This window comes from Dietzia sp. JS16-p6b (genome assembly GCF_003052165.1).
In the GTDB taxonomy this organism is placed as follows: Bacteria; Actinomycetota; Actinomycetes; order Mycobacteriales; family Mycobacteriaceae; genus Dietzia.
Window position 1 is genome coordinate 2684699 of sequence record NZ_CP024869.1, and the last position, 25333, is coordinate 2710031.

The following is a 25333-nucleotide window of genomic DNA, read 5'->3' on the forward strand; positions in this document are numbered from 1 at the left end:
GAGTCGGCCGGAAGGCGCGTCAGGACCAGACGAGCACCGACCACAGGATGATCTGCGTGACGCAGAATCCCGCGAGCATGTTGAGCACCAGGAAGCGCTTCCAGCCCTCGTTGGTGCGCTCGGCGTCGGCGTCGGTCACTCCGACATAGGCCGCGACGGTGGCCAGGTACGGCAGGATCGCGAAGGCGGCCCCGGACGCGGGCCACGGCGCCGCCACCAGCAGGACGATCACCGCGGCGGCGTAGCAGGCCAGCGCGAACCACACCGCGGCACGGGCCCCGAGCACGGTGGCGACGGACTTCAGGTCCGCCTCGCGGTCGAAGCGGACGTCCTGGACGGCGCCGAAGGCCTGCGAGGCGGCGCCCCACAACATGAAGGCCACAAGGCAGGCCCACACTCCCCCGGTCAGCTCGGCACCCGCGATGGTCCAGCCGACGATCGCCGGGGAGACGAAGTGGAAGGCGGAGGTCACCGAGTCGAGGAACGGGATCTCCTTGAACCGCAGTCCCCTGGCGCTGTAGGCGATCACGGCGAAGGCGCTCGCGGCGAGCCACAGGGACGACTCCAGCGATCCCACCAGCACGAGGTAGAGAAGGAACGGCACCGTGGTCACCGCGGAGGCCACGAGGGTGGCGGTGTGACGGGAGCGTTCCAGCACCGATCCCTCGACGCCGCCCTTGCGCGGGTTGCGCAGGTCCGACTCGTAGTCGAACACGTCGTTGATCCCGTACATCGCCAGGTTGTAGGGCACCAGGAAGAAGACCGTGCCGATGACGCCGACGAGGTCGAACCCCCCTGTGGCCAGGAAGTACGCCAGGGCGAACGGCGCGGCGGTGTTGATCCACGACACCGGCCGGGACGACCAGAACAGCGTGGAGAGCAGTCCGGGTGACGGGGACCGCTCGGGGGTGCGGACCTCGTCGTCGTCGTGCCCCGGACCGCGTGCCAGCAGCGCGTCACCCCTGCCCGACACCGTCGGGTTCCCGACCCCGGCCCCGACGCGCGGCGACTCGGTGAGCAGCGCCCACACCGACGGCACGAACACCGCCGCGGCCACGGCGTAGGCGAAGTCCTCGATGGGCGCCACGCCCAGCCGGATGCCGCTGGTGAGCTCGTCGTCGTACGCCACGAGCCCGGCCGAGATCATGATGTTGTCGAACACCGCGGTGAGGATCATGAGAATGACGAACGCGCCGGCGACCCCGATCAGCCACCGGCGTCGGGCCTGCCCACGCAGGCGCCAGGCCGCGAGGAGGGCCACGGCCACCACGGGGATGGACATGGTGAGGTTGAGGGTCGTGTAGAGGCTGGTCACGGGCGTTCCCCTGTCGCCCGGGCCGTCTGGGAGGACCGGGCCGTCCGGGACGCCCGGGACGCGGCCGCGTGCTCGACGGCACGGGAGACCCCCGTCGCGGACACCAACGCGAGGTGGGACAGGAACGCCAGGAACACGACCTCCTCGACCGGGATCTCGGGGGCCACCAGCAGACCGGTCATGAAGTCGGTCTGGCCGCGGAAGAACACCCCGCTGCGCACCCCGAGGACGTCCCACGTGAGCAGCAGCGCCACGGAGGCGGTGACGGCGAGCGCCGCGGCGGCGGGCGCACGGAACGCCGCCAGCTTCCAGCGGTGGTCGATCACCAGGATTCCGGTGAACGAGACCACCTGAACCAGGAGATAGGCCAGCCCGATCACCTGTCGAACACCACCCTGTCTCCTACCGCCCTGTCGAACACCGTGCCCCCGCCGGGCTCGGCCACCGGCGCCGTACCCGTGTCGCCCCGGACGTGTTTGAGCACAAGCTCGGCGCTGATCAGGCACATGGGCAACCCGATCCCGGGAATGGTGGACGCCCCCGCGTAGTAGAGACCGTCGACGTGCCGGGAGACGTTGCGGGTCCGGAAGAACGCGCTCTGGGCCAGCGTATGGGCGGGCCCGAGGGCGGTGCCGCGCCACGCCCCCAGATCCTGTTCCAGATCGGCCGGCGCGATGGTGCGACGGACCACCACGCGCTCCGCCAGGTCGGGGATCCCGGTCCAGTCGGCGATCTGGGCGATAGCCCGGTCGGCGGCCGCCTCGATGGTCGCGTCACCGGCGCCGTCGACGCCCCCGTGCCCGAGACCGGGGTCGGCGGGGATGGGGACCAGGACGAAGAGGTTCTCGTGCCCTGCGGGCGCGATGCCGGCGTCGGGGTCGTCGGTCGCGCTGGGGCGGCAGACGTAGAGCGAAGCCGGGTCGGGGATGTGGGTGGAGGCGCCGAAGATCGCGTCGAAGCCCTCCTCCCAGCGGTCGGTGAACAGCAGGGTGTGGTGCGACAGCTGCGGCAGCTCACCCTTCACGCCCAGCAGCATGAGCAGCGCGCCGGGCCCCGGCGTCTTGGAGTCCCAGTAGGACTGCGGGTAGGTGCGAAGCTCCTCCGGGAGCCACCGTGTCTCGAGGTGGTGCAGGTCGGCGGCGCCCACCACGAGCCCGGCGGGCAGGGTCCGCTCGTCACCGGCGCGGTCGCGCACCCGGACACCGGTCACCCGTGCGCGGGTGGTGCCGCCGTGAGCCCCGCCGTCGACGGAGGTGGTCAGTTCGACGGCCCGGGTGCCGGTGTGGATGCGCACCCCCTGCGCCTCGGCAACCCGCCGGACGGCGGCGATCACCTCGGTGAACCCACCGCGGGGGTACAGCACGCCGTCGGTGAGGTCGAGGTGGCTCATCAGGTGATAGATCGACGGGGCCAGGTACGGCGAGGATCCCAGGAAGACCGCCGGGTAGCCCAGGATCTGCTGGATCCGGCGGTCGGTGAAGCGGCGGGAGACGAACGACTGCAGCGGCTGCACGAGCCGCGCCACCAACGCCCCGGCGCGGGCCAGCACGTCCGGCCGCACCAGCGCCGGATACGAGGTGAAGTTGGTGTAGAGGAACCGTCGCAGCGCCAGCTCATAGGTCGCCCGGGCGGAATCGAGGTACCTCCCCAGGGCGGCACCCGCACCAGGCTCGAGTGACTCGAACAACTCCAGTGACGCCTGACGGTCGGAGCGGACGTCGACCGGCTCTGCCCGTCCCTCGAAGTAGACGCGGTACCCGGGGTCCAGCCGGACCAGGTCGAGCTGCTCGGCGGCGGAGGAGCCGCAGAGACGGAAGAAGTGGTCGAACACCTCGGGCATCAGGTACCAGGACGGCCCGGTGTCGAAGCGGAAGCCCTCGGCGGACCAACTCCCCGCGCGGCCGCCCACCTGGTCCGTCGCCTCGACCACGGTGACGTCGCGACCCTCCCGGGCCAGCAGGGCGGCGGTGGCCAGGCCGGCGATCCCGCCGCCCACCACCACGACGGGGCCGTCCGGTGCGGGTCGGCGGGCATGGGCGCCGGGCAGTCGATCGGTCAGGACACGGGCACCTGACCCGAGCAGGCTCCGGGCGCTCATCGCACGCCCGCCCGTCCGCGGGCGGCGGTGGTCCGTCCCCGCCCCGAGGCGGCCCGCCCGAGCACGGCGAGCTTGACGGGGCCCGGGACCCGGACACGACCGGCACTCACCCCGGCCGCGCCGGCCACCCGCAGGCGGTCGTTGAGCTCGGCGAACAGGTCGTGCGCGGCCAGCACGGCCACCCGGTCGCGCCCGGGGATCCGATCGATCGAGACCCGGGCGACGCGCAGATCCGCATCCACGTCGTCGGCGAGCTCGGCGACGTCCCGCTCGGTCAGTGCGCGCGGGTCACGGCCCGGAAGATAGTTGCGGCCGAGCTCGAGCGAGTCCTCCCGGATGTCCCGGAGGAAGTTGACCTTCTGGAACGCCGATCCGAGGGCGCGCGCGCCGGCGGCCAGCTCGTCGTCGTCGCCCAGTCCCCCGCCGGCGAACGTCCGCAGGCACATCTCCCCGATCACCTCGGCGGAGCCGTGGATGTACCGGCGCAGCGACTCCTCGGTGTGCTCGGTGACCTCCAGATCGGCCTCCATCGAGTCGTAGAACGGGTCGATCAACCTCGCACCGATCCCGAACCGGCGGGCGGTATCCGCGAAGGCGTGGGTGACCGGATCGGGATCGAGACCCCGCTCGACCGCGCGGTGGGTGCGTCGGCGGGTCTCGGCGATGAGGTCACGGGCCGCGACGGGGTCGTCCATCGCCCCGTCGACCACCTCGTCCCCGACGCGGGCCCAGGCGTAGATCGCCGCGACGTGCGGACGGGTCGCCGGCGCCAACAGCCGGCAGGCCAGGGCGAACGAGGTGGAGTAGCGGCGCAGGATCACGTCGCTGCACGCGCGGGCGGCCTCCGTGAACTCGGCGTGCGGGCTCTGCGGGGTCATCGGGTCCTCTCGAGGGCGGTGGCCAGGTGGTGGTCGAGCGCGGAGCGCAGCTCGTGCGGGACGGCCGGGGAGTCCAGAGCGGCACGGGAGGCGGTCACCAGGTCCTCGGCGATCCCCAGCGCGTGGTCGCGGGCACCGCACTCGGCCAGCAGGGACCGGGCGGCGGAGGGGTCGGGGTCGGCCTCACCGAGCGCGGCGTCGATGCTCGGCCACAGGTCGGTGGTGGCGGCGTGGGCGAGCAACACGGTGGGGGCCCGGCGCACCAGGTCGCCCTCGTTGGACTTTCCCGTCACCGCCGGGTCGCCGAACACCCCCAGCACGTCGTCGACCACCTGGTACGCCGTCCCCAGATGGCGACCGGCCTCCCGGAGCGGGGGGATCATCTCCTCCGGCCCTCCGGCCAGGACCACGCCCAGGACCATCGGCAGCGTCACGGAGTACGCGGCGGTCTTGGCGGCGCCGATCGCCAGCGCGTGCTCCTGTGTGATGGGCTCCCCACGAGCGGCGCCCTGCACATCGGCGTACTCTCCCGCGACGGAGGCCACCACCGCGCTCTCGACCTCCACCATGGCGCGGTGCAGCACCGGCCCCGGCACGGGTAGCCGGGCGAACTGACCCATCGCGGCCACCAACAGGAGGTCCCCGCCGAGAAGGCCCCCCACCATGCCGACGTGGGCGGCGGTCTCCCGCGGCAGACCCTGTTCGACGCCCCGGGTCGTGGTGAGACCCTGCAGATTGGGCCGGCCACGGCGGTGGTCGTCGCCGTCGGCCACGTCGTCGTGGACGAGGAAGGCCTCGTGAAGAAGTTCCAGGGCCTGACCGGCAGCGGTGCGGACCGCCTCGTCGCGCCCGCCCGAGTGCGTGAAGACGGCATCGAACAACGCCGAGCGCATTCCTTTGCCGGATCGGGTCGTGGCATCGAGGTCGGCCGTCCAGTCGTCGACGGCAGGCCCCAGACCCTCGGGCAGGGCACGAGCAGTCATCCGCTGGGCGGCGGATACCGAATCCAGTGTCATGTCCTGTTGTTCGGAGCCGACCCTGTCCTGGATACCCCTCACCCCGAATCTTCTCGACGAGATGCGGCGCACCGGCGTCCCTCGGCCGGAGCCGCGAAAGTCCACGGTGTCACACGGTCACACTATCGCGGCCCCGAAATGCACGAAGACCCCCGCTTGTGGCAGGGGTCTCCGAGTGCCAGATGATGGATTCGAACCAACGTAGGCATAAGCCGACGGATTTACAATCCGCTCCCTTTGGCCGCTCGGGCAATCTGGCGTGCACCCGTTGAGGCGCTAGGACACGATACAACGCGTGTGACCCCCGGTGCCAAATCGGGGGCCGACGGGATGACCCGGGCCTGAGTCCGCGCCGGGTAGCCTGGCCGGGATCGTCCCCACCGTGAGAGAAGGAGCGCGCCCATGGCCTCGGAGTCCTCGTTCGACATCGTCTCGGAGTTCGACCGCCAGGAGGTGGACAACGCCCTGAACCAGGCCGCGAAGGAGCTGGGGACACGGTACGACTTCCGCGGGACCGACGCCGGGATCGAATGGAAGGGCGACGACGCCGTGGAGATCGTCGCGGCGTCCGAGGACCGGGTTCTGGCCGCCAAGGACGTGTTCATCGAGAAGCTGGTACGCCGGGGCCTGAGCATGAAGGCACTCGAGGTGGGCGATCCGATGCCGTCCGGTAAGGGATTCCGCCTGGTCGGTTCGCTCAAGCAGGGCATCGACAAGGAGAACGCCAAGAAGATCACCAAGCTCCTGCGCGACGAGGGGCCCAAGGGCGTCAAGGCGCAGATCCAGGGCGAGGAGATCCGGGTGTCGTCCAAGAAGCGCGACGACCTGCAGGAGTGCATGGCGTTGCTGAGGAAGGCCGACCTCGAGGTCGCGCTGCAGTTCACCAACTACCGGTAGGCCGTCGACAGTGCCCTACCCAGGGGGACGCCCGAGGCGGCGGCGCACCGCCGTGGGATCGGGGGTGCGGGTGGTGGCAGCGGCCGTGGGCGTGTCCCTGCTGGCCGGATGTGCTGTCGGGGGCGAAGACGACGAGGGTTCCCCTCGGCTCACCGTCTTCGCCGCGTCCTCCCTCACCAGCGCGTTCACGCGGATCGCCGAGGAGGTCGAGCGGGACGACCCCCGCGTGGAGATCCGACTGTCGTTCGACGGGTCCCCCGGGCTGGTCGACCAGATCGCCGGAGGCGCTCCCGCGGACGTGTACGCCTCGGCGGATTCTCTGAGCATGGACCGGGCGGTGGCCGAGGGGCTGATCTCGGGAGCGCCGGTGGAGTTCGCGATCAACGTCCTCACGCTGGTCACCCCGCCCGGGAATCCCGCCGGCATCACCGGACTCGACCGCTCACTCGCCGACGCCCGACTCGTCGTGTGCGCGGAGGGGGTCCCCTGCGGCGACGCCGCACGAGCGCTGGCCGGGGCGGCCGGGGTGCAGCTGCGACCGGTGAGCGAGGAATCCAAGGTCACGGACGTGCTGGGCAAGGTGACCTCCGGGGAGGCCGACGCGGGGATCGTCTACCTCACCGACGCCCGCTCCGCCGGTGACCGGGTCGAGCAGATCGCGATCCCCACCGCGGCGTCCGCACCCACCCGGTATCAGATCGCGGTGACCCACCGGGGTGAGACGGACCGGGCGGATGCGGCCCGGCGGTTCGTCGACGCCGTCACCGGCCCGGTGGGGCGCACCGTGCTGGCCGACCACGGGTTCGGCCTCCCGTGACCCGACCCCCGCTCCCCCGCTGGCTGCTCGTCGCCGCGCTCTCGGCGCTGGCCCTGACCTCCGTGCCGCTGCTGGGCATGGCCGTGCGCATCCCGTGGGCGGCGGTCCCCGAGCTGCTCACCTCCGAGGCCGCCCGCCATGCCACGCTGCTCAGCCTGCGCACGTGCGCGGTGTCCACCCTGCTCTGCGTCCTGCTGGGCACACCCCTCGCCGTCGTGCTGTCCCGGAGCCACGGGCCCCTGGCCGGTGTGGCCCGCACGGTGACGGCGCTTCCGATGGTGCTCCCGCCGGTGGTCGCGGGGCTGGCCCTGCTCACCACCCTCGGACGCACCGGAGTGGTGGGCCGGCACCTGTCCGTCCTGGGCATCGAGATCGGCTTCACCACCGCGGCCGTGGTGATCGCCCAGACCTTCGTCGCCATGCCGTTCCTCGTGATCTCCCTCGAGGGGGCGCTGCGATCCGTGGACGCCCGACTCGAACGCACCGCGGCCTCCCTGGGAGCCGGCCCCACCCGGGTGCTCGCCACGGTGACACTGCCGCTGGTCCTGCCCGCACTGCTCGCCGGGGCGTCGATGTCCTTCGCGCGCGCACTGGGCGAGTTCGGAGCCACCCTGACCTTCGCCGGGTCCCTGCAGGGGACCACGCGCACCCTGCCGCTGGAGATCTACCTGAGCCGCGAATCCGACGCCGACGCCGCGCTGGCCCTGGCCCTGCTGCTGATCGTGGTGGCCGCGCTGCTCATGGCCGCCTCGGCGTTCGTCGCGCGACGCGTGAGCGTGCACCGTGGCTGAGCGACCACTCGCCGAGCCCCGGGCAGGCGCCGCCGCTGCGCCCCGGGCAGGCGCCGCCGCTGCCGCCCTCGACTGCCGGGTCTCCGGCCGCGACGTCGACCTCCGGCTCGCCGTGTCCGTCGGCCGGCGGTTGGCGATCGTCGGCCCCAACGGGGCGGGCAAGACCACCGCGGTGGATCTGCTGGCCGGGCACCTTCGCCCCGACGCCGGGACGGTCCATCTGCACGGGCGGGTGGTCAGTTCACCGGGTCTCCACGTCCCCGCCCACCACCGCCGGGTGGTCTCACTCGAGCAGCGCCCCGCGCTCCTGCCCCACCTCACCGCGCTGCACAACGTCGCCTACGGGCCGCGGTCACGGGGCGTGCGCAGGCGGCCCGCCCTCGACCGCGCCCGCACGGAACTCGAGTCGGTGGGCTGCGCCGATCTCGCCGACCGCAGGCCACACGAGTTGTCCGGCGGCCAGGCACAGCGGGTGGCGCTCGCCCGGGCACTGGCCGTGGATCCCGAGGTGGTCCTGCTGGACGAGCCGCTCGCCGCCCTGGACGTGGAGGTCGCGCCCGGGATCCGCCGGCTCCTCGCAGACCGGCTCACCGGACGCACGGTCGTCATGGTGACCCACGATCCGCTGGACCTGTGGGCGCTGGCGGACGACGTCGTCGTCGTCTCGGAGGGCCGCGCCGTCCAGTCCGGAACGGTCGAGGGCGTCTTGACCCGGCCGGGGTCCGACTTCGCGGCACGCCTGGCCGGGGTGTCCCTGCTGGAGGGCACGGTCGTCGACGACGACAGCGTGCACACCCCGGGCGGCGACACCGTCACCGGCCACCGCCCGGACGGAGCACCGGGGTGGGCGCCGGGCGTGCGCGCGATCGCGACCATCGATCCGCGCGCCGTGGCCCTCCACGCGGTGGACTCTCCCGCGGGCACCGCCACCGTCACCGCCGGGTGCGCCGCGGACGCCGGATCCGCCGCGGACGCCGGGTTCTCCGCGGACGCCGGGTTCGCCGCGGACGGATTCGTCCCCCGGAGCCTGTCGAGCCCCCGCAACGCGTGGCCGGCGCGCGTGGTCGAACTGGCCCCGGCGGGAGCGCTCACGCGGGTGACGGCGGAGCTGCGCGACGGCCAGCGGGTCGACGCCGAGGTGACCAGCCGCTCGGCCGCCGAGCTCGCACTCGCACCGGGTGTGGACGTGACGCTCGTGGTCAAAGCGGCGCAGGTGGCTCTCTACCCTCGCAGCTGAGGCCCCCTCCCCCGACTTGGTCGTCCCCACTGCGGCATTTCGCTCAATCCGCCGCAGCAGCCACGACCGAGTTCGCTGGAGCGACGCGCGCGCGAGCGGATGCCGGAGGTCATGCATGCGAGCGGCCCTGCGCGCGAGCGGATGCCGGAGGTCATGCATGCGAGCGGTCATGCGCGCGAGCGGATGCCGGAGGTCCTGCGCGCGAGAGGCCATGCGCGCGAGCGGATGCTGGAGGTCGACTGGAGGCGGAGGCCCGCAGCTGAGCAGGTCAGCTCACGCGGTCGACCGTGAACCGGACCAGCCGCCGCAACGCCTCGTTCGCGGGTCCGGCGGGCAGGGCGTCCAGCTCGGACATGGCGTCGGCCACGTACCTCTCGAGCGTGGCCCGCGCGCGACGCATCCCCTCCGAGGCCCGGAGCAGGTCCAGGGCCTCGTGGACCTCCGAGTCGTCGGTCAGGGGCTGCGCCAGCAGTTCGCGCAGGCGGTCACCGTCTGTGGAGCCGGGCTCGAGCGCATAGATCATCGGCAGCGTGTGCACGCCCTCGCGCAGATCGGTGCCGGGGGTCTTGCCTGAGTCGGACGACGGCGAGGCGATGTCGATGATGTCGTCGGCGATCTGGAACGCGATCCCCACCGCGTCTCCCAACCGCCGCAGGCTCTGGATCTGCTCGTCGGACGCACCGGAGTACTCGCCGCCGAACTGCGCGGCGGCCGCGATCAGCGATCCGGTCTTCTCCCAGATCACCCGGAGGTAGTGCTCGGCGGCGTCCGCCGTCTCACCGCCGCCCGGCCCGACCGTCTCCCGCATCTGACCGGTGACCAACTCCGCGAACGTCTGGGCGATGAGTTGGACCGCGGCCGGGCCGAGGTCCGCCAGGAGCATGGAGGAGTGGGCGAAGAGGAAGTCACCGGCGAGGATCGCGGTGGAGTTGTCCCAGCGACTGTTGGCGGACTCGACGCCGCGGCGCACCGAGGCCTCGTCCATCACGTCGTCGTGGTAGAGCGTGGCCAGGTGGATCATCTCGCACACCACGGCCGCTTTGACCAGGCGCTCGCGGTCCGGTTCCGGGCCGAGCTCTCCGGTGAGCAGGGTCACGACGGGCCGGAAGCGCTTGCCGCCCGCGGTGACCAGGTGCAGGGCGACCTCGGTGAGGAAGTCCTCCCCGGACTCGAGGCGGCTCACGAGAAGCTGCTCGACCTCCACGAGCCGAGCCCTCAGCAGAGCTGCGAGATCCGCGTCGCCGACGTCCACGCCCGCCACCATGTGGTCGGGCGGCGTCTCAGCGGTGCCGGTCGTCACAGAATCGCTCGACATCCTCATTCGTCCTCGTCGCCTGGTGTGGACCGGCGGCGACCGATCCTGACGACAGACTACGGTCCCCGCCCGTGGGCTGCGGCACCCCACCCCGGCCGAGGTCGGCGCCGACCGCTCCGGCGGCGACCTGCCACCATGGAGCGCATGGATCCACGGCCGCGCCCTCCCGCTTCGACCGATGTCCTCGTGGTGGGGTGCGGCCCCGCCGGTTCGGCCACCGCCACCTGGTTGGCGCGGGCCGGGCGCGAGGTCACGGTGCTGGACGCCGCGGCGTTCCCCCGGGACAAGACCTGCGGCGACGGCCTGACCCCACGGGCGATGGGCGAGGTCGACCGGTTGGGACTGGGCGGGTGGGCGCGTGACCGGATCACCATCCGGGGACTCGAGTTGCGGGGCTTCGGTCACGAGCGACGCGTGCCGTGGCCGGACGGGGATCACGGCGGGGTCGCCTCGGCGGTGCGTCGCACGGTGTTCGACGACCGGCTGCGTGCGGTGGCCGTCGAGGCCGGGTCGACGGTGCTCGACGGTGTTCGGGTGACCGGCGTGGAGAAGGGTGACGACGGCGAGGTCGTCGCTGTCCGGGCCGGGGCCGACCGCATCGCGTGCCGGACCCTCGTCCTCGCGGACGGCGTGCGCTCGCCGGTGGGCCGGATGCTGGGTCGGACCTGGCACCGGGACACGGTGTACGCGGTGGCGGCACGGTCGTACGTGCGGTCGGCCAGGCACGATCATCCGTGGATCGGTTCGGACCTGGAACTCCGCGACGAGGCCGGCACGATCCAGCCCGGCTACGGCTGGGTGTTCCCGCTGGGCGACGGGGAGGTCAACCTCGGGGTGGGCGCCCTGGCCACGGCGACCCGGCCGGCGAACGTCGCGGTCAGAGACCTCCTGCTCCACTACGCCCGTAGCGTCCGCCGGAGCTGGGCGTTGGAGGGTGACCCGCACGCGGTGACGTCGGCACTGCTCCCGATGGGCGGGGCGGTCTCGGGGCTGGCCGGCCCTAACTGGGCGGCGGTGGGCGACGCCGCCGCCTGCGTCAACCCGCTCAACGGCGAGGGCATCGATTACGCGCTCGAGGGCGGGCGGCTCCTCGCGGACCTCGTCACCGCCGGCGGCGCGGGCGGCGATCTGACCCGGGCGTGGCCGGAGGTGCTGCGCCGGAACTACGGCGAGGCGTTCGCCATCGCCCGGGACGCCGCCAGGCTGCTCACCTACCCGCGGTTCCTTCCGCTGGCAGGGCCGGTGGGGATGCGGTCGCAGACTCTCATGTCGGCGGCGGTACGGTGCATGTCCAACACGGTGGCGGAGTCGGACCGCGATCTCGTCGCCCGCGCGTGGCGGGCCGCGGGGTCGGTGGCCCGCCGTCTCGACCGACGCCCGCTCTTCGCCGACTGACCGGGCCCGCCGGGTCGGGTCAGGCCGGGCGCCGGGCCAGGTGGATCGCCGCGATCCCACCGGTGAGGTTGGTGACGCTGCAGCGCTCCCACCCGCTGGACTCCACCAGGGCGCGCAGCGCCCTCTGGTCCGGCCAGTCGCGGATCGACTCGGCCAGGTACACGTACGCGTCGGGGTTCGAGGACACGCTGGTGGCGATCCTGGGCAGCGCCCGCATGAGGTAGTTCATGTAGACCGCACGGAAAGGCGGGAAGACGGGCGTGGAGAACTCCACCACGGCCAGTCTGCCCCCCGGCCGGACGACCCGCGCCATCTCGCGCAGCCCCGCTGCAGTGTCCTGCACGTTGCGCAGCCCGAAGCTGATGGTGGCGGCATCGAAGGACTCGTCGGCGAACGGCAGCCTCATCGCGTCGCCGGCGACCTTGGGCACGTCACGCCCGGCGCCGGCACGGAGCATTCCCAGCGAGAAGTCGGCGGCCACGCACCACGCGCCGGACTTGGCCAATTCGACCGTGGAGACCGCGGTCCCGGCGGCCAGGTCCAGGATGCGCTCCCCGGGTCGGGGTGCGAGCAGCGACCGTGCCCGGCGGCGCCACACGTGGTCCATTCCCCCGGACAGGATGGTGTTGGTCAGGTCATAGCGCTTGGCCACGCCGTCGAACATCGACGCGACGTCGCGGGGCTGTTTGTCGAGATCGGCGCGGGACACGCTGTCGACGCTACCCCGCGGCGCGGCGGCGGACAGGGTCAGGCCACCGCCCGCGTGGCGCGTCCGGGGCCGACCCGGCCGGGGATCGACCGGGCGCCGGCGGCGCGGTAGTGGTCGAACAGCTGGCCGCAGACGGCGTCCCAGGTGCGCCCGGCGACGGTCGCTCGCGCGCCCGCGGCCAGCCGGGCGTGGTCGGCCAGGACCCGGTCCACCGTCCGGGAGACCTCCTCGGCGTATCGGCGGGGATCGAGGAGATAGCCGTTGACGCCCGCTCGGACCAGGTCACGGGGGCCGCCCTGGTCGGGGCCCACGACCGGCACCCCGGAGGACTGGGCCTCCTGGATGGACTGGCAGAACGTCTCGAACTCGCCGGCGTGGCAGAACACGTCGAGGGTGGCGTAGGCCTGATCGAGCTGGTCACCGTGGAGTTCGCCGGTGAAGATGGCGTGTGGCATGGCGGCGCGGAGGGCGGGGCGGTCCGGCCCGTCGCCGACGATGACGAGGCGCAGGTCCCCGTCGGGACCCGAGCGGTCGGCGAGTGCCCGGAGCCGCTCGACGTGCTTCTCCGGAGCCAGTCGACCGACGAACCCCACGACGGGCCGGCCGTCCGGGGACCACAGATCGTGGAGGGCCTGGCTGCGCCGGGACGGGGCGAACCTCTCTGAGTCGACCCCCCGCCCCCACCGGTACAGGCGCGGGATGCCGTGCGCCGCCAGGTCCTCCATCGCGGCGGTGGACGGAGCCAGGGTGCGGTCGCAGGTCGAGTGGATGGCACGGGTCCACGCCCAGGCCGCCTCCGCCATCGCACCGATCCCGTATGAGGTGGAGAACCCCGCGACGTCCGTCTGGTAGATCGCCACCGACGGCACGTCCAGCGCGCGCGCCGCAGCGGCGCCGGCCGCGCCGAGGACGAAGGGGGAGGCCAGATGGACCACGTCGGGAGAGAAGTGCCGCAGCGCGTTGTAGACGCTCGGGCTGGGCGCGCCCACGGGCAGAGAGGACACCACCGGAACGCGGACGGCGGTGACCCGGTGGACCGGATAACCCAGGTGGTGCTCTGGTCCGGGGTCGGGCGCCCCGGGGGTCCCGAACAGGGGTGCCACGGCGCTGACCAGGGGGTGGGACCGGACCGCATCGGTGGCACCCCGTCGCAGACCGACGTTGCCGGACGGCGCGACCACCAGACAGTCGTGGCCGTGCCGACGTGCGTACTCGAGGACCCTCAGGACGGAGTTGGTCACGCCGTTGACGCTGGGCAGGAACGATTCGGTGACGATGGCTACGCGCACACCGTCACTGTCTCCCACCCGGGCCACCGGACGGTGATCAGCGCGGGACGGTGCGGGGAACTCGTGGTGACGGTCTGTGAACCCCCGGTGACGCCGCGGCGTACGCGAGCGCCGCGAGCGGGACCGTCACCGCGGGGACGGACAGGGCGGGGACCACGGCGACCGTCCAGCTCCGGCCCGAGACGCGCACGAGGTCGGGGTTGGCGCGGCGGAACTCGACCTGCACCCGCTGACCCTCGACCAGCCCGATCGGGTAGAAGACGCCGGTCACCGGGCGGACGTGGCGGCCGCCGCCGGCGTCGAACTCCACCGCGGCACGACGATCGGTGACCTCGGTGACGGTGGCGGTCGTACTCCCCATGTCGCGGTCGATGCGCTGGTCGTTGACGAAGCACGCCACCAGGATGAGCGCGGCCGTCAGGAGCGAGAACGCGGCGACGACGACCGAGGTGACCCGGACGATTGACCGGGTCCGGACCGCCCGGCGGGCCCGCCTCGCCTCGAGCGTCCTGCTCACCCCCCGGCCGCCTCGGACCGCATGGCGGCGTGGAGGTCGCGTAGCCCGGAGCGGTCGGTGGCCACCCGCACCACCCTCGTTCCGGCGGGCACGATGTCGCGGTGCGCGACGGCCGCCTCGGAGAGCAGCTGCTCGAGCCCGTCCGGGTCCGTGTCGACGAAGGGGATGCCGAACCCCGCGCACAGGGCGGCGAGATCCGCCCCGTGCGGGGTGCCGAACACGCGCTCGAAGTCGGTCGCCAACCGGGGGTCGCCCTGTTCGAGGAGGGCGAAGATCCCGCCCCCGTCGTCGTCGGCCACCACGATGGTCAGATCGTCGGGCTGCTCCTCCGCCGGCCCCAGCAGCAGCCCCGACACGTCGTGGAGGAAGGTCAGGTCGCCGAGCAGGGCGATGGTCCGGCCCGGTGCCGCCAGCGCGACCCCGATCGCGGTGGACACGGTGCCGTCGATCCCGGACGCACCCCGGTTGGCGTAGACGGCGACATCCGGGTCGAGCGGACCCACCAGGGACAGGTCGCGGATCGCATTGGAGGCACCCACGACGAGATGGTCGCCACCCCGGATGCCACGGGCCACCGCCCGGGCCACGTGCACCCCCGTGGGAGCCGCGCTCCCGAGGTGGGCGTCCAGGACCCGGTCGACGGCGGCCCGGGCGCGGGCGTCGGCGCGACCGGTGACGTCGGTCCACTCGGGATCGACGCCCCACCCGGTGAGGACGGAATCGGCGAACTCGGCCGCGCTGCCGGTCGGGTTCGGGGCGTGCGGGCCCGCGTCGAGGATCACGAGGTCGACGTCCGGGTCGGCGAGCAACCTGGTGACCGAACGGTGCAGGGTCGGCCGCCCGGTCACCACCACCTGCTCGGGCCGCACGGCGGGAACCGCGAGGGGATGCACCGGGTGCAGCGGAACCGGGGCGCCCGGCTCCGCCACGGTCGGCACCCCCACGAGTCCGGCCACCGGCCCGGCGCCGGCACCGGCGACCACCAGCGTGGGGCGGGTCAGGTCCACGACCACGGCCGAGTCGGCGGGTGCGGAATCGACCCCCGCGCCCGCCCGCTGGACCCAGGGGCGGCCGTCGGGCCGGCCGGCCGGGAGTCCGCCCGGCCTCGAGTGCTGGTCCGGCCCGTCGTCGTCGCCCCGGCCGGCCCCGGCAGCCTCCCCGACCACGTGGTCCTCGTCCCCCTCGGCCGGGACCAGCGGTTCGCGAAACGAGATGTCCACCTGAACCGGTCCGGGGTGGCCCGGGGCGGTCGCGGTGAGGATCGCGCGGCCGATCGCGCTGCGCCAGTGACGGTGTTCGGTGTCGGGGTCGCCGGCCGCGCCGAGTTCGATGACGGCGCGAGCGTGCGGACCGAACAACCCCACCTGGTCGATGGTCTGGTTGGCGCCGGTCCCCCGCAGTTCGGGAGGACGGTTGGCGGTCAGCGCGAGGATCGGCACGCCCGAGTGCGCGGCCTCGACCATCGCCGGATGGAGATTGGCCACCGCGGTTCCGGAGGTGACGACGACGGGGACCGGGCGCCTGGCCGCCGCGGCCAACCCCAGTGCCGTGAACGCCGCCGCACGCTCGTCGATCCGCACGTGCAACCGCAGGTGGCCGGTCCGCTCGGCGGCCGCGAGCGCGAGCGCCAGTGGTGCGCTGCGCGAACCCGGGCACAGCACCGCGTCGGTGATCCCGTGACGGATCAACTCGTCGACGACGACGCGGGCCTGGGCGGTGCTCGGGTTGCTCGCGCGGGGCGTGTTCGGGGCGGACCGGCTGGGGTTCATCCCCCCCAGCCTAGTTGTCACCACCGGTGACCGCCGGGTCGTCGTCGTGGGGTCCGGCGGCCGCGGCGGCGAGCCGGTCGGCGAGTGCCGCGAGATGCCCGCGCAACCCGTCGGGCGACTCCACGACGAACGGCGCGGGCAGCCGACCCAGGTACCAGGCCAACTCGTCGAGGGCGGCGGCGCCGGTCTCCAGACGACAGGCCGGGCCGTCGGGGTGGTCGACGGGCCGGAGCTCCGTGACGGTGCCGAAGGTGGGTGGGAAGCACTCGCGCACGTCCCGGGCGGTGGCCTGGACCACGACACTGGCGCGGTGCTCGTACGGAGCGGTCGTCACCGAGTGCTGGACGTGGGTGGCCGGGTCCGGCACGTCCGGGCGAGGGGTGAACCGCCAGCGACTGCGGTGCACCGCGCGGATGCGGTCCAGCCGGAAGGTCCGCCAGTCCGCACGCTCGAGGTCGTAGGACAGCAGGTACCAGCGTCGGCCCAGCACGACGATCCGGTAGGGCTCGACGCGGCGTTCGGTATCGCGGCCGGCGCGATCGCGGTAGTCCAACCGCACCTGCTCGCTGCCCCGCACCGCGTGACCGAGCTCCATGAGCAGTGCCGGCTCCACCGGGGTGTCGGTACCGGGGACGGCCACCATCGACTCGCTCACGTCGGCGACCCTCTCCCGCAACCGGCCGGGCATGACCTGGTCGAGCTTGGTCAGCGCGCCCAGAGCGTGCTCGCCGACGCCGGCCACCGCCCCGCCGGCGGCGAGCCTCAGGGCGATCGCCACCGCGACCGCCTCGCGGTCGTCCAGCAGCAGGGGCGGAAGCCGGCGGCCCGACCCCAGCCGGTAACCGCCGCCCGCGCCGCGTTCGGATTCGACCGGATACCCCAGGTCACGCAGCCGGTCCACGTCCCGCCGCACCGACCTGGTGGTCACACCGAGTTCGGCCGCCAGCTCCGGCCCGGTCCACACCGCGCGCCGCTGGAGCAGGTCGAGCAAACCCAGTACGCGCTGGGTCGTGGGCGTTCTGTCGGCGGTCACGTCACCCAGTGTCGCACCGTCAGCGGACCGGATCTGTCCTGATCGACTGAGAGTCTGTTGTCGGACCACGGTGCGGATCAGCAACTGATCCGTTGCCCGTCCGCCGACACCATCCCGTTCACGAGACACACCCAGGAGATCGTCATGCCACTGTTCGCCGCCACCCACACCACCGAACGCGAGACCCTACTCGAATGGACCGACCACGCGCTCGTCAACGCCCGCTCGATCGTCCACGGCCTCACCGCCGACCAACTACGGGCGCGTCCGGTGCCCTCGAGTGAGCTGACGCTCGGTTGGCTGATCCTGCACATCGGCCAGGTGGCCGAGGACTGGCTGGGCCGGGCGGCCGCCGCGCCGGACCCCCTCGAGACGGGACGCTCGCTGCCCGAGGCCTTCGAGTGGGCCGAGACGGTCAACCGTGTCGACCCCGACGCGACCGCCGAGGAGATCCTCGCCGAGTACGACCGCCGGTGCGCCGCGGGCCTCGCCCATCTCCGCGCCGCCGATCTGGGAGCCCCGGTCCCGGTCCCCGCGGAGATGCCGTGGTTCCCGCCGGGCCTGGCGCCGTTCGACGGCCGCTGGTGCGCGCATCACGTCCTCACCGAGATCAACCGGCACAGCGGGCACGCGGACCTCCTGCGTGAGGCACTCGACGGGCGCACGATGTACGACCTGATCGCCGAGGACCAGGGCATCGACATGTCCTACATCGGTGCCTGGTTCGCCGCGCACCCGGAGGTCCCGGCGCCCGCGTGGTGAGTCGGGCTCATTCCGCGCGGAGGGGCGCGCCGGATGGTCAGTCGCCTTCGTGCCAGCCGGCGAACGTCGCGAACTTGTCCTCGATCATCCCGGCCACTTCGCCCGGGTCGGGCACGAGTCCCGCGTCCGTGGCGATGCCTACCGAGACCGTGCCGTTGTAGCTGAAGATGCAGATCCCGAAGGCCTGGTCGCCGCTCATCGGAACCCAGCCGAGCATCCCCTCGACGGGGGTGCCGGCGATCCGCACCGTGGAGACCGGCCCGGGGACCGACGTGAGCTGGCCGACGGTCTTGTTGGCGAGCAGGTCGACCACCGCGTGCGCCACCGGGCCGGGAGTGATCGCTACGCCGAGCATGGTGGCGAAGTTGACGTGTGGTTCGAACGAGTAGCGCACCCGGGACATGGACGTGGCGATCGCGTCGATGAGCTCGTCGGCGTCGTCGATCCCCAGCGGTAGGCGCATGAGGATGATCGTGAGGTGGTTGCCCAGTTCCTCCGGCAGTTCGTCGGCCACAGGCTCGATGGACATCGGCACCATGAGGTTGATGTCCGAGACCCGACGATCGCCGTGGGCGTCGAGGTACTCGGTGAGCGCCCTGGACACCGCCGCGAGCATCACGGTGGTGACCGTGGTGCCGTGCACCTTCGCCACCCTCTTGATCGCCGCGAGGTCCAGCCCGGAGATCCAGGAGACCCTTTTCTCAACATGGGCGTGACCGCTCCAGGACAGCTCGGGCGATCTGGGTTCGAACAGCAACCGGAAGGTCGAACGATAGGTGTTGGTCGTCCTATTGGTCAGATCGATGCTGTCGGCCAGGGATTCCACGACGCGCGTGGGCACCCGGGTGACCCCACGGCCCGGGGCCACCACTGCCCTGACCAGCCGCGTGAGAGTCCACGGGAACGTGACCGTGGCGCCGGCGAGACCGCGGGCGATACCGACCGAGTCCCTGGCCATCCCCACCCCGGCGCGGCCGACCGTCCGGAGGATCCCGCCTCCACCAGCGGAGAGGGGTCGGCCCACCCGCGGCAGCTGGGCGTCGTCGTCATCGCTGTCGCACAGACCGAGGACCAACTGGGTCAACCGCATACCGTCGACCATCCCGTGCTGGACCCGGAACAGCACCAGCGCGCCCTCCCGCTCGGCCTCGTGACCGTGGCCGTGGTAGCCCTCGAGGAACTCGGCGCGCCACAGGGGGCGGTCGTCGGGGAGCTGGACGCTCATCTGCTCGGAGACGTACGCCTCGGCCTCGGCCCGTCCGCCCGGCGCGGGGAGCCGCCCGCGGATCAGATGGTGGGAGAGGTCGAAATCGGGATCATCCTCCCAGTACCACCGTCTGCCCTCGCGTACCGGGACCCGCCGGAACACCGGGTGGGGGTCAACCATCCGTGTGGCGACTGCCTCTGTGACCGCGTCCCAGTCGGGGATCTCCGAGAACCACACCAACGAGGTGATGTACATGAGGTTGTCGGCGCGGTCCATGTGCAACCACAACTGATCCCGCAGCGGGATTCTGACTCTCGCCGTCTCCCCCATCGTCCCGACGCCTCTCCCGTGGCCACGCTCGCGCACCGGGTCATGCGCACGAGTACAGGCTAGAACAGGCGTGACAGAGATCACGAGTGTTTTCCTTGTTCCCCACGCCTACCGGGGTCGACGCGCCGGTGTGGTGAAGTACACCGTGAAGGAGAGGCGTGACGACGGTCCTCAGACCTGGGCCTCCCAGCCGTCGAACGTCGCGAACTGGTCCTTGATCAGCTCGGCGACCCGGCCCGGGTCCGGCACGAGTCCGGCGTCGGTGGCGATCCCCACGGAGACCTTCCCGTCGTAGCTGAAGACGCAGATCCCGAGCGCCTGGTCGCCGCTCATCGGGACCCAGCCCAGCATCCCCTCGACCACGGTCCCGGCGAGGCTCACCGTGGAGACGGGTCCGGGCACCGAGGTGAGCTGACCGACGGTCTTGTTGGCGAACAGGTCGATCACGGCGTGCTGCACCGCAGTCGGGGTGACCGCCACGGTGAGCATCGAGGCGAAGGTGATGTGTGGCTCGAACGAATAGCGCACCCGGGTCATGGACGTGGTGATGGCGTCGATGAGCTCGTCGGCGTCGTCGATGCCCAGTGGCAGACGCATGAGGATGAGGGTGATGTGGTTGCCCAGTTCCTCCGGGAGGTCGTCGCTGTTCGGCGTCACCGACATGGGCACCATGAGGTTGATGTCGGCGACCGGGCGGTCACCGTGCGCGTCGAGGTAGCGGGTGAGGGCTTTGGACACCGCGGCGATCATCACCGAGGTGACGGTGGTGTCGTGCAGTGACGCCACCCTCTTGACGGCCGCGAGCTCCAGTCCCGAGACCCAGGAGACCTTCTTCTCCGCGTGCGTCCGTCCACTCCACGACAGGTCGGGGGTCCGGGGCTCGAACAGCAGTCGGAAGATGGAGCGATAGGTGTTGGTCGTCGTGTTGGTGGAGTCGATGGTGTCGGCCAGGGATTCCACGACACGAGTGGGCACCCGGGTCAGTTCCCCGCCGGGGGCCGCCACGTCCCTGGCCAGTCGCGCGAGCGTCACCGGGAACCTGATCGTGGCACCCGCGACACCGCGGGCGATGCCGATCGAGTCCTTGGCCAGTCCTGCCCCGACCTGGCCGACCGCCCCCACGATCCCGCCCCCACCCGAGGTCAGTTCCCGTCCCACCCGGGGCAGGGGGTCGTCGTCCTCGTGGTCACACAATCCCAGGACCAGCTGGGACAACCGGATTCCGTCGACCATCCCGTGCTGGACCCGGAACAGGATGAGCGCCCCCTCCTGCTCTCCCCCGTGGCCGTGATATCCCTCGATGAACTCGGTGCGCCAGATGGGGCGGTCGTCGGGGAGCGGCCTGCTCATCTGCGCGGCGACGTACGCCTCGGCCTCGGCGCGTCCGCCCGGTTCGGGGAGGCGACTGCGGACCAGGTGGCGGGAGAGGTCGAAGTCCGGATCGTCCTGCCAGTACCAGCGTCGGCCCCGCCGCACCGGGACCCGGCGGAACACCGGGTGGGGCTCCACCATCCGGGTGGCGATCGCCTCGGTGACCGCCTCCCAGTCGGGGACCTCGGCGAACCACATGATCGAGTTGATGTACATGAGATTGTCCGGTCGGTCCATCATCAGCCACAGCTGATCCCGCAGTGGGATCCGAACCCTCGTCTCCGCCATCCTGCCCGACCCCTCTCACCCACCGTCCACGTCATGCGGACGCCGACCACCGTCCACGTGATGTGGCCGCCGCCCCAGGCTAGAGCAGTTGTGACCCGTGTCACGGCCCTTCCTCGGGGGATCTCGCTCCGTGCTCGTTCTTCACCGTCTACTGCTGTGACCCGCGATCCCGTCGGTCACCTCGATCGGCCGGAAGGACACCGTCGGCAACGTCGGCGAGACCGGCGCGTTCTTGATGCGCATCAGTGCGTTCGTGATGAGCATCGGCGCGTTCTTGATGCGCATCGGTGCGTTCGTGATGAGCATCGGTGCGGCGATCTCCGAGGACGTGCTGGCCGTCGACGGTCTGTGCCTGTCTTCGACCCGCTCCTGCCGCCGTCGCGAGTGGGTCGCCACCACCGGGGCCCGGCCCCGCGGCACGAAGGAGTTGCCACGGCCCGGGAGGTAGCGGCTCGTCACCCGGCCCCCGCCCCTGTCCCCCGGTCCGCGTCCGCCGCAACGTGCAGGCGCTCCAGCGCCCGACGTGTCGCTCGCGCGCCTGTACGACTCCTCGGCAACCGCCCACCGCTATGGCGTCTCGCGTGCGCTTCGGTGCGCGCCAGACGCCTTTCCGGCGGGCGCCTGCACTGTCTGCGAGCGGGGCGGACTGCGGTCCCATACCGATAGCCCCGCCGTGCAGCGCGCAGACCAGCCGGTCAGTCGCGCAGATTGACCCGCCGTGCAGCGCGCAGACCAGCCGGTCAGTCGCGCAGTCCGGCTGTACTGTCACGGCGGGCCCTCCACACCCCGCGCACCCTCCACAGCCTGAACGGACCACGCAGTCCGACGCTGCAGAAACCGGGCCGGCGGGGGCGATACTGCGTGGCCATGAGCACCGACAGAATTCGCCCACCCGTCATCACCTCGTCCGAACTACTCGCGCGGGGTTACAGCCGCCGAGCGAGGGAGCACGCAGAGCGCACCGGACAGCTCTACCGTGTCCGTCACGGCGTCTACGTGCCCGCCGCCGACCTGCCCACCGGTCCCGACGAGGCCGAGGCCATGCTCGAGATGCGGTCGCGGGCCTCGGCGAGGTTCATCAGCCCCGGCACGGCGATGTCGCATACTTCCGCTCTCGTGCTTCACGGTCTGCCCGCTCAGGATCTGGACACCCGGCGGGTCACCACGACCAGGCATCGGCCGGGCAGCGGGAGCAGGCGGGGTGAGAGCGCGATCTGCCACAGCCTGGACCTCGGTGACTCCGTGACGGAACTGGAGGGCATCCCGGTCACGACTCCGGCGCGGACGATCGTCGACGTGGCGCGGACGAGCCCGTTCGCAGGCGCCGTCTGCGCTGCCGACGAGGCCCTGCGCCGCTCTCTGTGCACCCGGGCCGAACTGGCGACCGAACTCGACGCCGCCGCCGGGCGGGTCGGCATCGCGCGGGCCCGCGCAGTGGTGGCGTTCGCGAACCCGGGTGCCCACTCGGTGCTCGAGTCCCTCAGCCGGGTCGCCATCACCCGCGCCGGCCTCCCCATGCCCCAGCTCCAGCACGAGTTCATCCTCTCGGACGGGTCACGCACTTTCGTCGACATGTACTGGAAGGAATGGGGACTCGTCGGGGAGGCGGACGGCTCGGGGAAGTACGGGATCGACGACGGCGAGGCGGGCGTCCGCCGGAAGCTCCGCAACGAGAAGAATCGCCAGAACGAGATCGAATCGCTGGGCAACATCTTCAGGAGATGGCAATGGGAGGACTATCGGAGTGGCCGGATCGTGCCCCTCATCCGCGAGGCGCTGAGACTTCAGGAATCACTCGGCCGGGGGCCGCACCGCGCGGCATGAGGGCGGTTGCGGTGTGCGAAATGTCAACCACTCCACTCGGTGACCATTCCGCTCGGCGACAATCCGCCCGGCAACGGCCCTCGGCAGTCCGAGCAGCCGCTGCTGCGCCTGGCGTCTCGCGCACGCGTGTGGCGTCTCGCTCGCGCGCATGCCCACCTTCACCGCAGCCGCCCGCCGCGAGGGCGTCCCGCCTGCGCATCTGTGCACGCCAGACGCCACCGCGGGGGGCGGCTGAGGGCGGGCGCCGGGCGGCTGAGGGCGGGCGCCGGGCGGCTGGGGGCCGGCACACGCGCGGAGAGGTACCGGCTCGTCACCGGGGCTGGAGCCGCTCGTGGCAGCGGCGGATGCGATCCATCCACCAGTCCCGGCGGTCGGCGCTCGCTCGCAGGCCCTCCAGCCTCGCCGGGTCCGGGGACACCGCCGCCACCGGTAGACAGCCCTCGACCAGTGAGAACACGCCGGGTTCCACCACGTCCTCCACGAAGAACCCGCCGGTGCCCAGTCCTGCGGCGGGGATGTCGTCGCCTCCGGTTCCCTCGACGACGTCTCCGTCGCCTCCCGCTCCGTCGCCTCCCGCCCGGTCAGGCCCGGAGCGGACGCCCGGGAGCGCCGCGGCCGCAGCGACCCCGGCCGCGACCCCCACGGCCGAGTCCAGGGCGCTCGAGACGGTGACCGGCACACCCAGTTCCGCGGCCACGGCGAGGAGTCTGCGGGGCCCGCCCAGGGGGGCGACCTTGACCACCGCACGGTCCGCGCCGCCCGCCCGCACCACGCGAAGCGGGTCCTCGGCGCGGCGGATGGACTCGTCGGCTGCCACGTCCACATGCACCCCGTCGGCGGCCAGGCGCGCGCGCAGCTGCACCAACTCATCGACGGTGGCGCACGGCTGCTCGACGTACTCCAGGCCGCGTCCGTCGAGGGCGACCGGCCCCGTGCCCGGCGCCCGGCGGGAGTCGACCGCGCGGACCGCCTGATCCAGGACGCGGACCGCGTGTGCGGCCTCGGCGACCGTCCAGGCCCCGTTGGCATCCACCCGGACGCGGGCGTCGGGGCGGGCCTGCAGGACCGCGGCGACCCGCGCGACGTCGTCGACGAGTTGCTGCCCCCTCTCGGCCACCTTGATCTTCACCGTGGAGCATCCGGGGAACCGGTCGAGGATGCCCGCCACCTCGCCCGCCGAGATCGCCGGGACCGTCGCGTTGACGGCGACCCGCGAGCGCAGCGGCGTCGGCGGGCCCTGCCACGCCATCTCGAGCGCGGAGCGCAGCCAGTGGGCGGCCTCGGGGTCGTCGTATTCCGGGAAGGGACCGAACTCGCCCCACCCGGCCGGCCCCTCGACCAGCGCCACCTCCCGCTCGGTGACGCCACGGAACCGGACCCGCATCGGCAGGGCCACCACGTGGACGCGGGCGAGCAGATCGTCGATCGACTCGGGGCCCGGTACGGATGTCATGCCTCCACGCTAACGTCGACCCCATGACCGAGAGCAGCGCAGCGCAGGGCGAGACCGCGAACCCGTTCGATCCGTCGCAGTGGCGGGAGGTCGAGGGCTTTCGCAGCGGCGAGGACCTCACGGACCTGACCTACCATCGTCACGTGGGCGAGAGCCGGGCCGACGGAATCGTGCGGATCGCCTTCGACCGCCCCGAGGTGCGCAACGCCTTCCGCCCGCACACCGTGGACGAGCTGTACCGGGTCTTCGACCACGCGCGCCGCTCCCCCGACGTGGGGACCGTGCTGTTCACCGGCAACGGGCCGAGCGCCAAGGACGGCGGCTGGGCGTTCTGCTCGGGCGGGGACCAGCGCATCCGTGGGCGGTCCGGGTACCAGTACTCCACCGAGCACGACTCGGACGTGGCCGGCGCGACGGCGGACAAGGTCGACCAGGCGCGGGTGAAGGCCGAGGGCGGACGTCTGCACATCCTGGAGGTGCAGCGACTCATCCGCACCATGCCCAAGGTGGTGATCTGCCTGGTGAGCGGGTGGGCGGCGGGCGGGGGTCACTCGCTGCACGTGGTGAGCGACCTGACCCTGGCCAGCCGCGAGCACGCCCGGTTCAAGCAGACCGACGCCGACGTGGGGTCCTTCGACGCCGGATACGGCAGCGCCTACCTGGCCAAGCAGGTGGGCCAGAAGTTCGCGCGCGAGATCTTCTTCCTCGGTCAGGCGTACACGGCCGAGGAGATGTTCCAGATGGGCGCCGTGAACCGGGTCGTGGACCACGCCGAGCTGGAGAGCACCGCGATCGAGTGGGCGCGGCTGATCAACGGCAAGTCGCCCACCGCGCAGCGGATGCTCAAGTTCGCGTTCAACCTCACCGACGACGGACTGATGGGCCAGCAGGTGTTCGCCGGCGAGGCCACCCGACTGGCGTACATGACCGACGAGGCCGTGGAGGGCCGGGACGCGTTCCTGGAGAAGCGGGCCCCGGACTGGGACGACTTCCCCTACTACTACTGACGACGCCGGACCGGT

General features: G+C 72.3%; 23 protein-coding genes and 1 tRNA gene. 8 read left to right on the forward strand and 16 right to left on the reverse strand.

Annotation, left to right across the window (positions count from 1 at the left end; genetic code table 11):
- Nucleotides 1-19 precede the first annotated feature (19 nt).
- The 6 genes from CT688_RS12295 to CT688_RS12320 all read right to left on the reverse strand — a co-directional run bounded on the left by CT688_RS12295 (nucleotide 20) and on the right by CT688_RS12320 (nucleotide 5566).
- On the reverse strand, nucleotides 20-1315 hold the full coding sequence (locus CT688_RS12295) for a prenyltransferase (protein WP_107757123.1): 1296 nt from the start codon (nucleotides 1313-1315) through the stop codon (nucleotides 20-22).
- Complete coding sequence (locus CT688_RS12300) at nucleotides 1312-1695, reverse strand: lycopene cyclase domain-containing protein (protein ID WP_107757124.1); 384 nt, start codon at nucleotides 1693-1695, stop codon at nucleotides 1312-1314. Before CT688_RS12300 ends, CT688_RS12295 begins: the two co-directional genes overlap by 4 nt.
- Entirely contained in the window at nucleotides 1692-3413 is a 1722-nt protein-coding gene (crtI, locus tag CT688_RS12305; RefSeq protein WP_107757125.1) for a phytoene desaturase family protein, read from the reverse strand. The genes CT688_RS12300 and crtI overlap by 4 nt, the downstream gene beginning before the upstream one ends.
- Complete coding sequence (locus CT688_RS12310; RefSeq protein WP_107757126.1) at nucleotides 3410-4291, reverse strand: phytoene/squalene synthase family protein; 882 nt, start codon at nucleotides 4289-4291, stop codon at nucleotides 3410-3412. The genes crtI and CT688_RS12310 overlap by 4 nt, the downstream gene beginning before the upstream one ends.
- Nucleotides 4288-5307 (reverse strand): polyprenyl synthetase family protein, encoded by a 1020-nt coding sequence (locus CT688_RS17945; RefSeq protein WP_107757127.1) that lies wholly within the window; start codon nucleotides 5305-5307, stop codon nucleotides 4288-4290. The genes CT688_RS12310 and CT688_RS17945 overlap by 4 nt, the downstream gene beginning before the upstream one ends.
- Before the next feature lie 176 nt (nucleotides 5308-5483).
- Nucleotides 5484-5566, reverse strand: a tRNA-Tyr gene (locus CT688_RS12320).
- A gap of 143 nt (nucleotides 5567-5709) precedes the next feature.
- Here CT688_RS12320 and CT688_RS12325 point away from each other — a divergent pair.
- The 4 genes from CT688_RS12325 (at nucleotide 5710) to CT688_RS12340 (ending at nucleotide 9049) form a co-directional block, all read left to right on the forward strand.
- The gene (locus CT688_RS12325; RefSeq protein WP_107757128.1) at nucleotides 5710-6204 is read left to right on the forward strand and encodes a YajQ family cyclic di-GMP-binding protein; all 495 of its coding nucleotides are present in this window, start codon (nucleotides 5710-5712) and stop codon (nucleotides 6202-6204) included.
- Between the two features lie 70 nt (nucleotides 6205-6274).
- Nucleotides 6275-7021: a molybdate ABC transporter substrate-binding protein gene (modA, locus tag CT688_RS12330; RefSeq protein WP_107758183.1), complete on the forward strand. Its 747-nt coding sequence runs from the start codon at nucleotides 6275-6277 to the stop codon at nucleotides 7019-7021.
- Entirely contained in the window at nucleotides 7018-7812 is a 795-nt protein-coding gene (locus CT688_RS12335) for an ABC transporter permease (RefSeq protein ID WP_107757129.1), read from the forward strand. The genes modA and CT688_RS12335 overlap by 4 nt, the downstream gene beginning before the upstream one ends.
- Nucleotides 7805-9049 (forward strand): ABC transporter ATP-binding protein, encoded by a 1245-nt coding sequence (locus CT688_RS12340; RefSeq protein WP_107757130.1) that lies wholly within the window; start codon nucleotides 7805-7807, stop codon nucleotides 9047-9049. The genes CT688_RS12335 and CT688_RS12340 overlap by 8 nt, the downstream gene beginning before the upstream one ends.
- A gap of 268 nt (nucleotides 9050-9317) precedes the next feature.
- Here CT688_RS12340 and CT688_RS12350 read toward each other — a convergent pair whose 3' ends face one another.
- Complete coding sequence (locus CT688_RS12350; protein WP_370446309.1) at nucleotides 9318-10370, reverse strand: polyprenyl synthetase family protein; 1053 nt, start codon at nucleotides 10368-10370, stop codon at nucleotides 9318-9320.
- Nucleotides 10371-10499: 129 nt separating this feature from the next.
- Here CT688_RS12350 and CT688_RS12355 point away from each other — a divergent pair, with 129 nt between their 5' ends.
- Nucleotides 10500-11759 carry a geranylgeranyl reductase family protein gene (locus CT688_RS12355; RefSeq protein WP_107757132.1) on the forward strand — a complete coding sequence of 420 codons (1260 nt, stop codon included), beginning with the start codon at nucleotides 10500-10502 and terminating at the stop codon, nucleotides 11757-11759.
- Between the two features lie 19 nt (nucleotides 11760-11778).
- Here the strand turns inward: CT688_RS12355 and CT688_RS12360 are convergent, their stop codons facing one another.
- From CT688_RS12360 to CT688_RS12380, 5 genes are read right to left on the reverse strand one after another with little or no spacing between them, the layout of a single operon-like run.
- Nucleotides 11779-12468 carry a demethylmenaquinone methyltransferase gene (locus CT688_RS12360; RefSeq protein WP_107757133.1) on the reverse strand — a complete coding sequence of 230 codons (690 nt, stop codon included), beginning with the start codon at nucleotides 12466-12468 and terminating at the stop codon, nucleotides 11779-11781.
- A gap of 38 nt (nucleotides 12469-12506) precedes the next feature.
- Nucleotides 12507-13757, reverse strand: coding sequence for a glycosyltransferase family 1 protein (locus CT688_RS12365; RefSeq protein ID WP_107758185.1), 1251 nt, complete (start codon nucleotides 13755-13757; stop codon nucleotides 12507-12509).
- Between the two features lie 37 nt (nucleotides 13758-13794).
- Nucleotides 13795-14274, reverse strand: a complete 480-nt coding sequence (locus CT688_RS12370) for a DUF3592 domain-containing protein (RefSeq protein WP_107757134.1) — start codon at nucleotides 14272-14274, stop codon at nucleotides 13795-13797.
- Nucleotides 14271-16043, reverse strand: a complete 1773-nt coding sequence (gene menD, locus CT688_RS12375; protein WP_107757135.1) for a 2-succinyl-5-enolpyruvyl-6-hydroxy-3-cyclohexene-1-carboxylic-acid synthase — start codon at nucleotides 16041-16043, stop codon at nucleotides 14271-14273. Before menD ends, CT688_RS12370 begins: the two co-directional genes overlap by 4 nt.
- 10 nt (nucleotides 16044-16053) lie before the next feature.
- Entirely contained in the window at nucleotides 16054-17076 is a 1023-nt protein-coding gene (locus CT688_RS12380; protein WP_107757136.1) for a YafY family protein, read from the reverse strand.
- Between the two features lie 144 nt (nucleotides 17077-17220).
- Between CT688_RS12380 and CT688_RS12385 the strand changes: the two genes are divergently transcribed.
- Nucleotides 17221-17838 (forward strand): DUF664 domain-containing protein, encoded by a 618-nt coding sequence (locus tag CT688_RS12385; RefSeq protein ID WP_107758186.1) that lies wholly within the window; start codon nucleotides 17221-17223, stop codon nucleotides 17836-17838.
- 37 nt (nucleotides 17839-17875) lie between these two features.
- Here the strand turns inward: CT688_RS12385 and CT688_RS12390 are convergent, their stop codons facing one another.
- The 3 genes from CT688_RS12390 to CT688_RS17355 form a co-directional block, all read right to left on the reverse strand.
- Complete coding sequence (locus CT688_RS12390; protein WP_107757137.1) at nucleotides 17876-19375, reverse strand: WS/DGAT domain-containing protein; 1500 nt, start codon at nucleotides 19373-19375, stop codon at nucleotides 17876-17878.
- 171 nt (nucleotides 19376-19546) lie between these two features.
- Nucleotides 19547-21034 (reverse strand): WS/DGAT domain-containing protein, encoded by a 1488-nt coding sequence (locus tag CT688_RS12395; protein ID WP_231750322.1) that lies wholly within the window; start codon nucleotides 21032-21034, stop codon nucleotides 19547-19549.
- A gap of 141 nt (nucleotides 21035-21175) precedes the next feature.
- Entirely contained in the window at nucleotides 21176-21493 is a 318-nt protein-coding gene (locus CT688_RS17355; RefSeq protein ID WP_156607229.1) for a hypothetical protein, read from the reverse strand.
- 408 nt (nucleotides 21494-21901) lie between these two features.
- Between CT688_RS17355 and CT688_RS12400 the strand changes: the two genes are divergently transcribed.
- The gene (locus CT688_RS12400) at nucleotides 21902-22858 is read left to right on the forward strand and encodes a hypothetical protein (RefSeq protein WP_231750323.1); all 957 of its coding nucleotides are present in this window, start codon (nucleotides 21902-21904) and stop codon (nucleotides 22856-22858) included.
- 310 nt (nucleotides 22859-23168) lie between these two features.
- Here CT688_RS12400 and CT688_RS12405 read toward each other — a convergent pair whose 3' ends face one another.
- Nucleotides 23169-24311 (reverse strand): o-succinylbenzoate synthase, encoded by a 1143-nt coding sequence (locus CT688_RS12405; RefSeq protein ID WP_107757138.1) that lies wholly within the window; start codon nucleotides 24309-24311, stop codon nucleotides 23169-23171.
- Nucleotides 24312-24334: 23 nt separating this feature from the next.
- Here CT688_RS12405 and CT688_RS12410 point away from each other — a divergent pair, with 23 nt between their 5' ends.
- A complete protein-coding gene (locus CT688_RS12410; RefSeq protein WP_107757139.1) occupies nucleotides 24335-25318 on the forward strand; it encodes a 1,4-dihydroxy-2-naphthoyl-CoA synthase in 984 nt (327 codons plus the stop codon).
- The last annotated feature ends 15 nt before the right edge of the window (nucleotides 25319-25333 follow it).

What these genes read in the sequence shown, in the direction of transcription:
- CT688_RS12355 (WP_107757132.1), top strand. Translation starts at nt 10,500, where the DNA reads ATGGAGCGCATGGATCCACGGCCGCGCCCTCCCGCTTCGACCGATGTC.
- CT688_RS12395 (WP_231750322.1), bottom strand. Translation starts at nt 21,034, where the DNA reads ATGGCGGAGACGAGGGTTCGGATCCCACTGCGGGATCAGCTGTGGCTG.
- crtI (WP_107757125.1), bottom strand. Translation starts at nt 3,413, where the DNA reads ATGAGCGCCCGGAGCCTGCTCGGGTCAGGTGCCCGTGTCCTGACCGAT.
- CT688_RS12400 (WP_231750323.1), top strand. Translation starts at nt 21,902, where the DNA reads ATGAGCACCGACAGAATTCGCCCACCCGTCATCACCTCGTCCGAACTA.
- CT688_RS12410 (WP_107757139.1), top strand. Translation starts at nt 24,335, where the DNA reads ATGACCGAGAGCAGCGCAGCGCAGGGCGAGACCGCGAACCCGTTCGAT.
- CT688_RS17945 (WP_107757127.1), bottom strand. Translation starts at nt 5,307, where the DNA reads ATGACACTGGATTCGGTATCCGCCGCCCAGCGGATGACTGCTCGTGCC.
- CT688_RS12385 (WP_107758186.1), top strand. Translation starts at nt 17,221, where the DNA reads ATGCCACTGTTCGCCGCCACCCACACCACCGAACGCGAGACCCTACTC.
- menD (WP_107757135.1), bottom strand. Translation starts at nt 16,043, where the DNA reads ATGAACCCCAGCCGGTCCGCCCCGAACACGCCCCGCGCGAGCAACCCG.
- CT688_RS12405 (WP_107757138.1), bottom strand. Translation starts at nt 24,311, where the DNA reads ATGACATCCGTACCGGGCCCCGAGTCGATCGACGATCTGCTCGCCCGC.
- CT688_RS12390 (WP_107757137.1), bottom strand. Translation starts at nt 19,375, where the DNA reads ATGGGGGAGACGGCGAGAGTCAGAATCCCGCTGCGGGATCAGTTGTGG.
- CT688_RS12350 (WP_370446309.1), bottom strand. Translation starts at nt 10,370, where the DNA reads ATGAGGATGTCGAGCGATTCTGTGACGACCGGCACCGCTGAGACGCCG.
- CT688_RS12310 (WP_107757126.1), bottom strand. Translation starts at nt 4,291, where the DNA reads ATGACCCCGCAGAGCCCGCACGCCGAGTTCACGGAGGCCGCCCGCGCG.
- CT688_RS12325 (WP_107757128.1), top strand. Translation starts at nt 5,710, where the DNA reads ATGGCCTCGGAGTCCTCGTTCGACATCGTCTCGGAGTTCGACCGCCAG.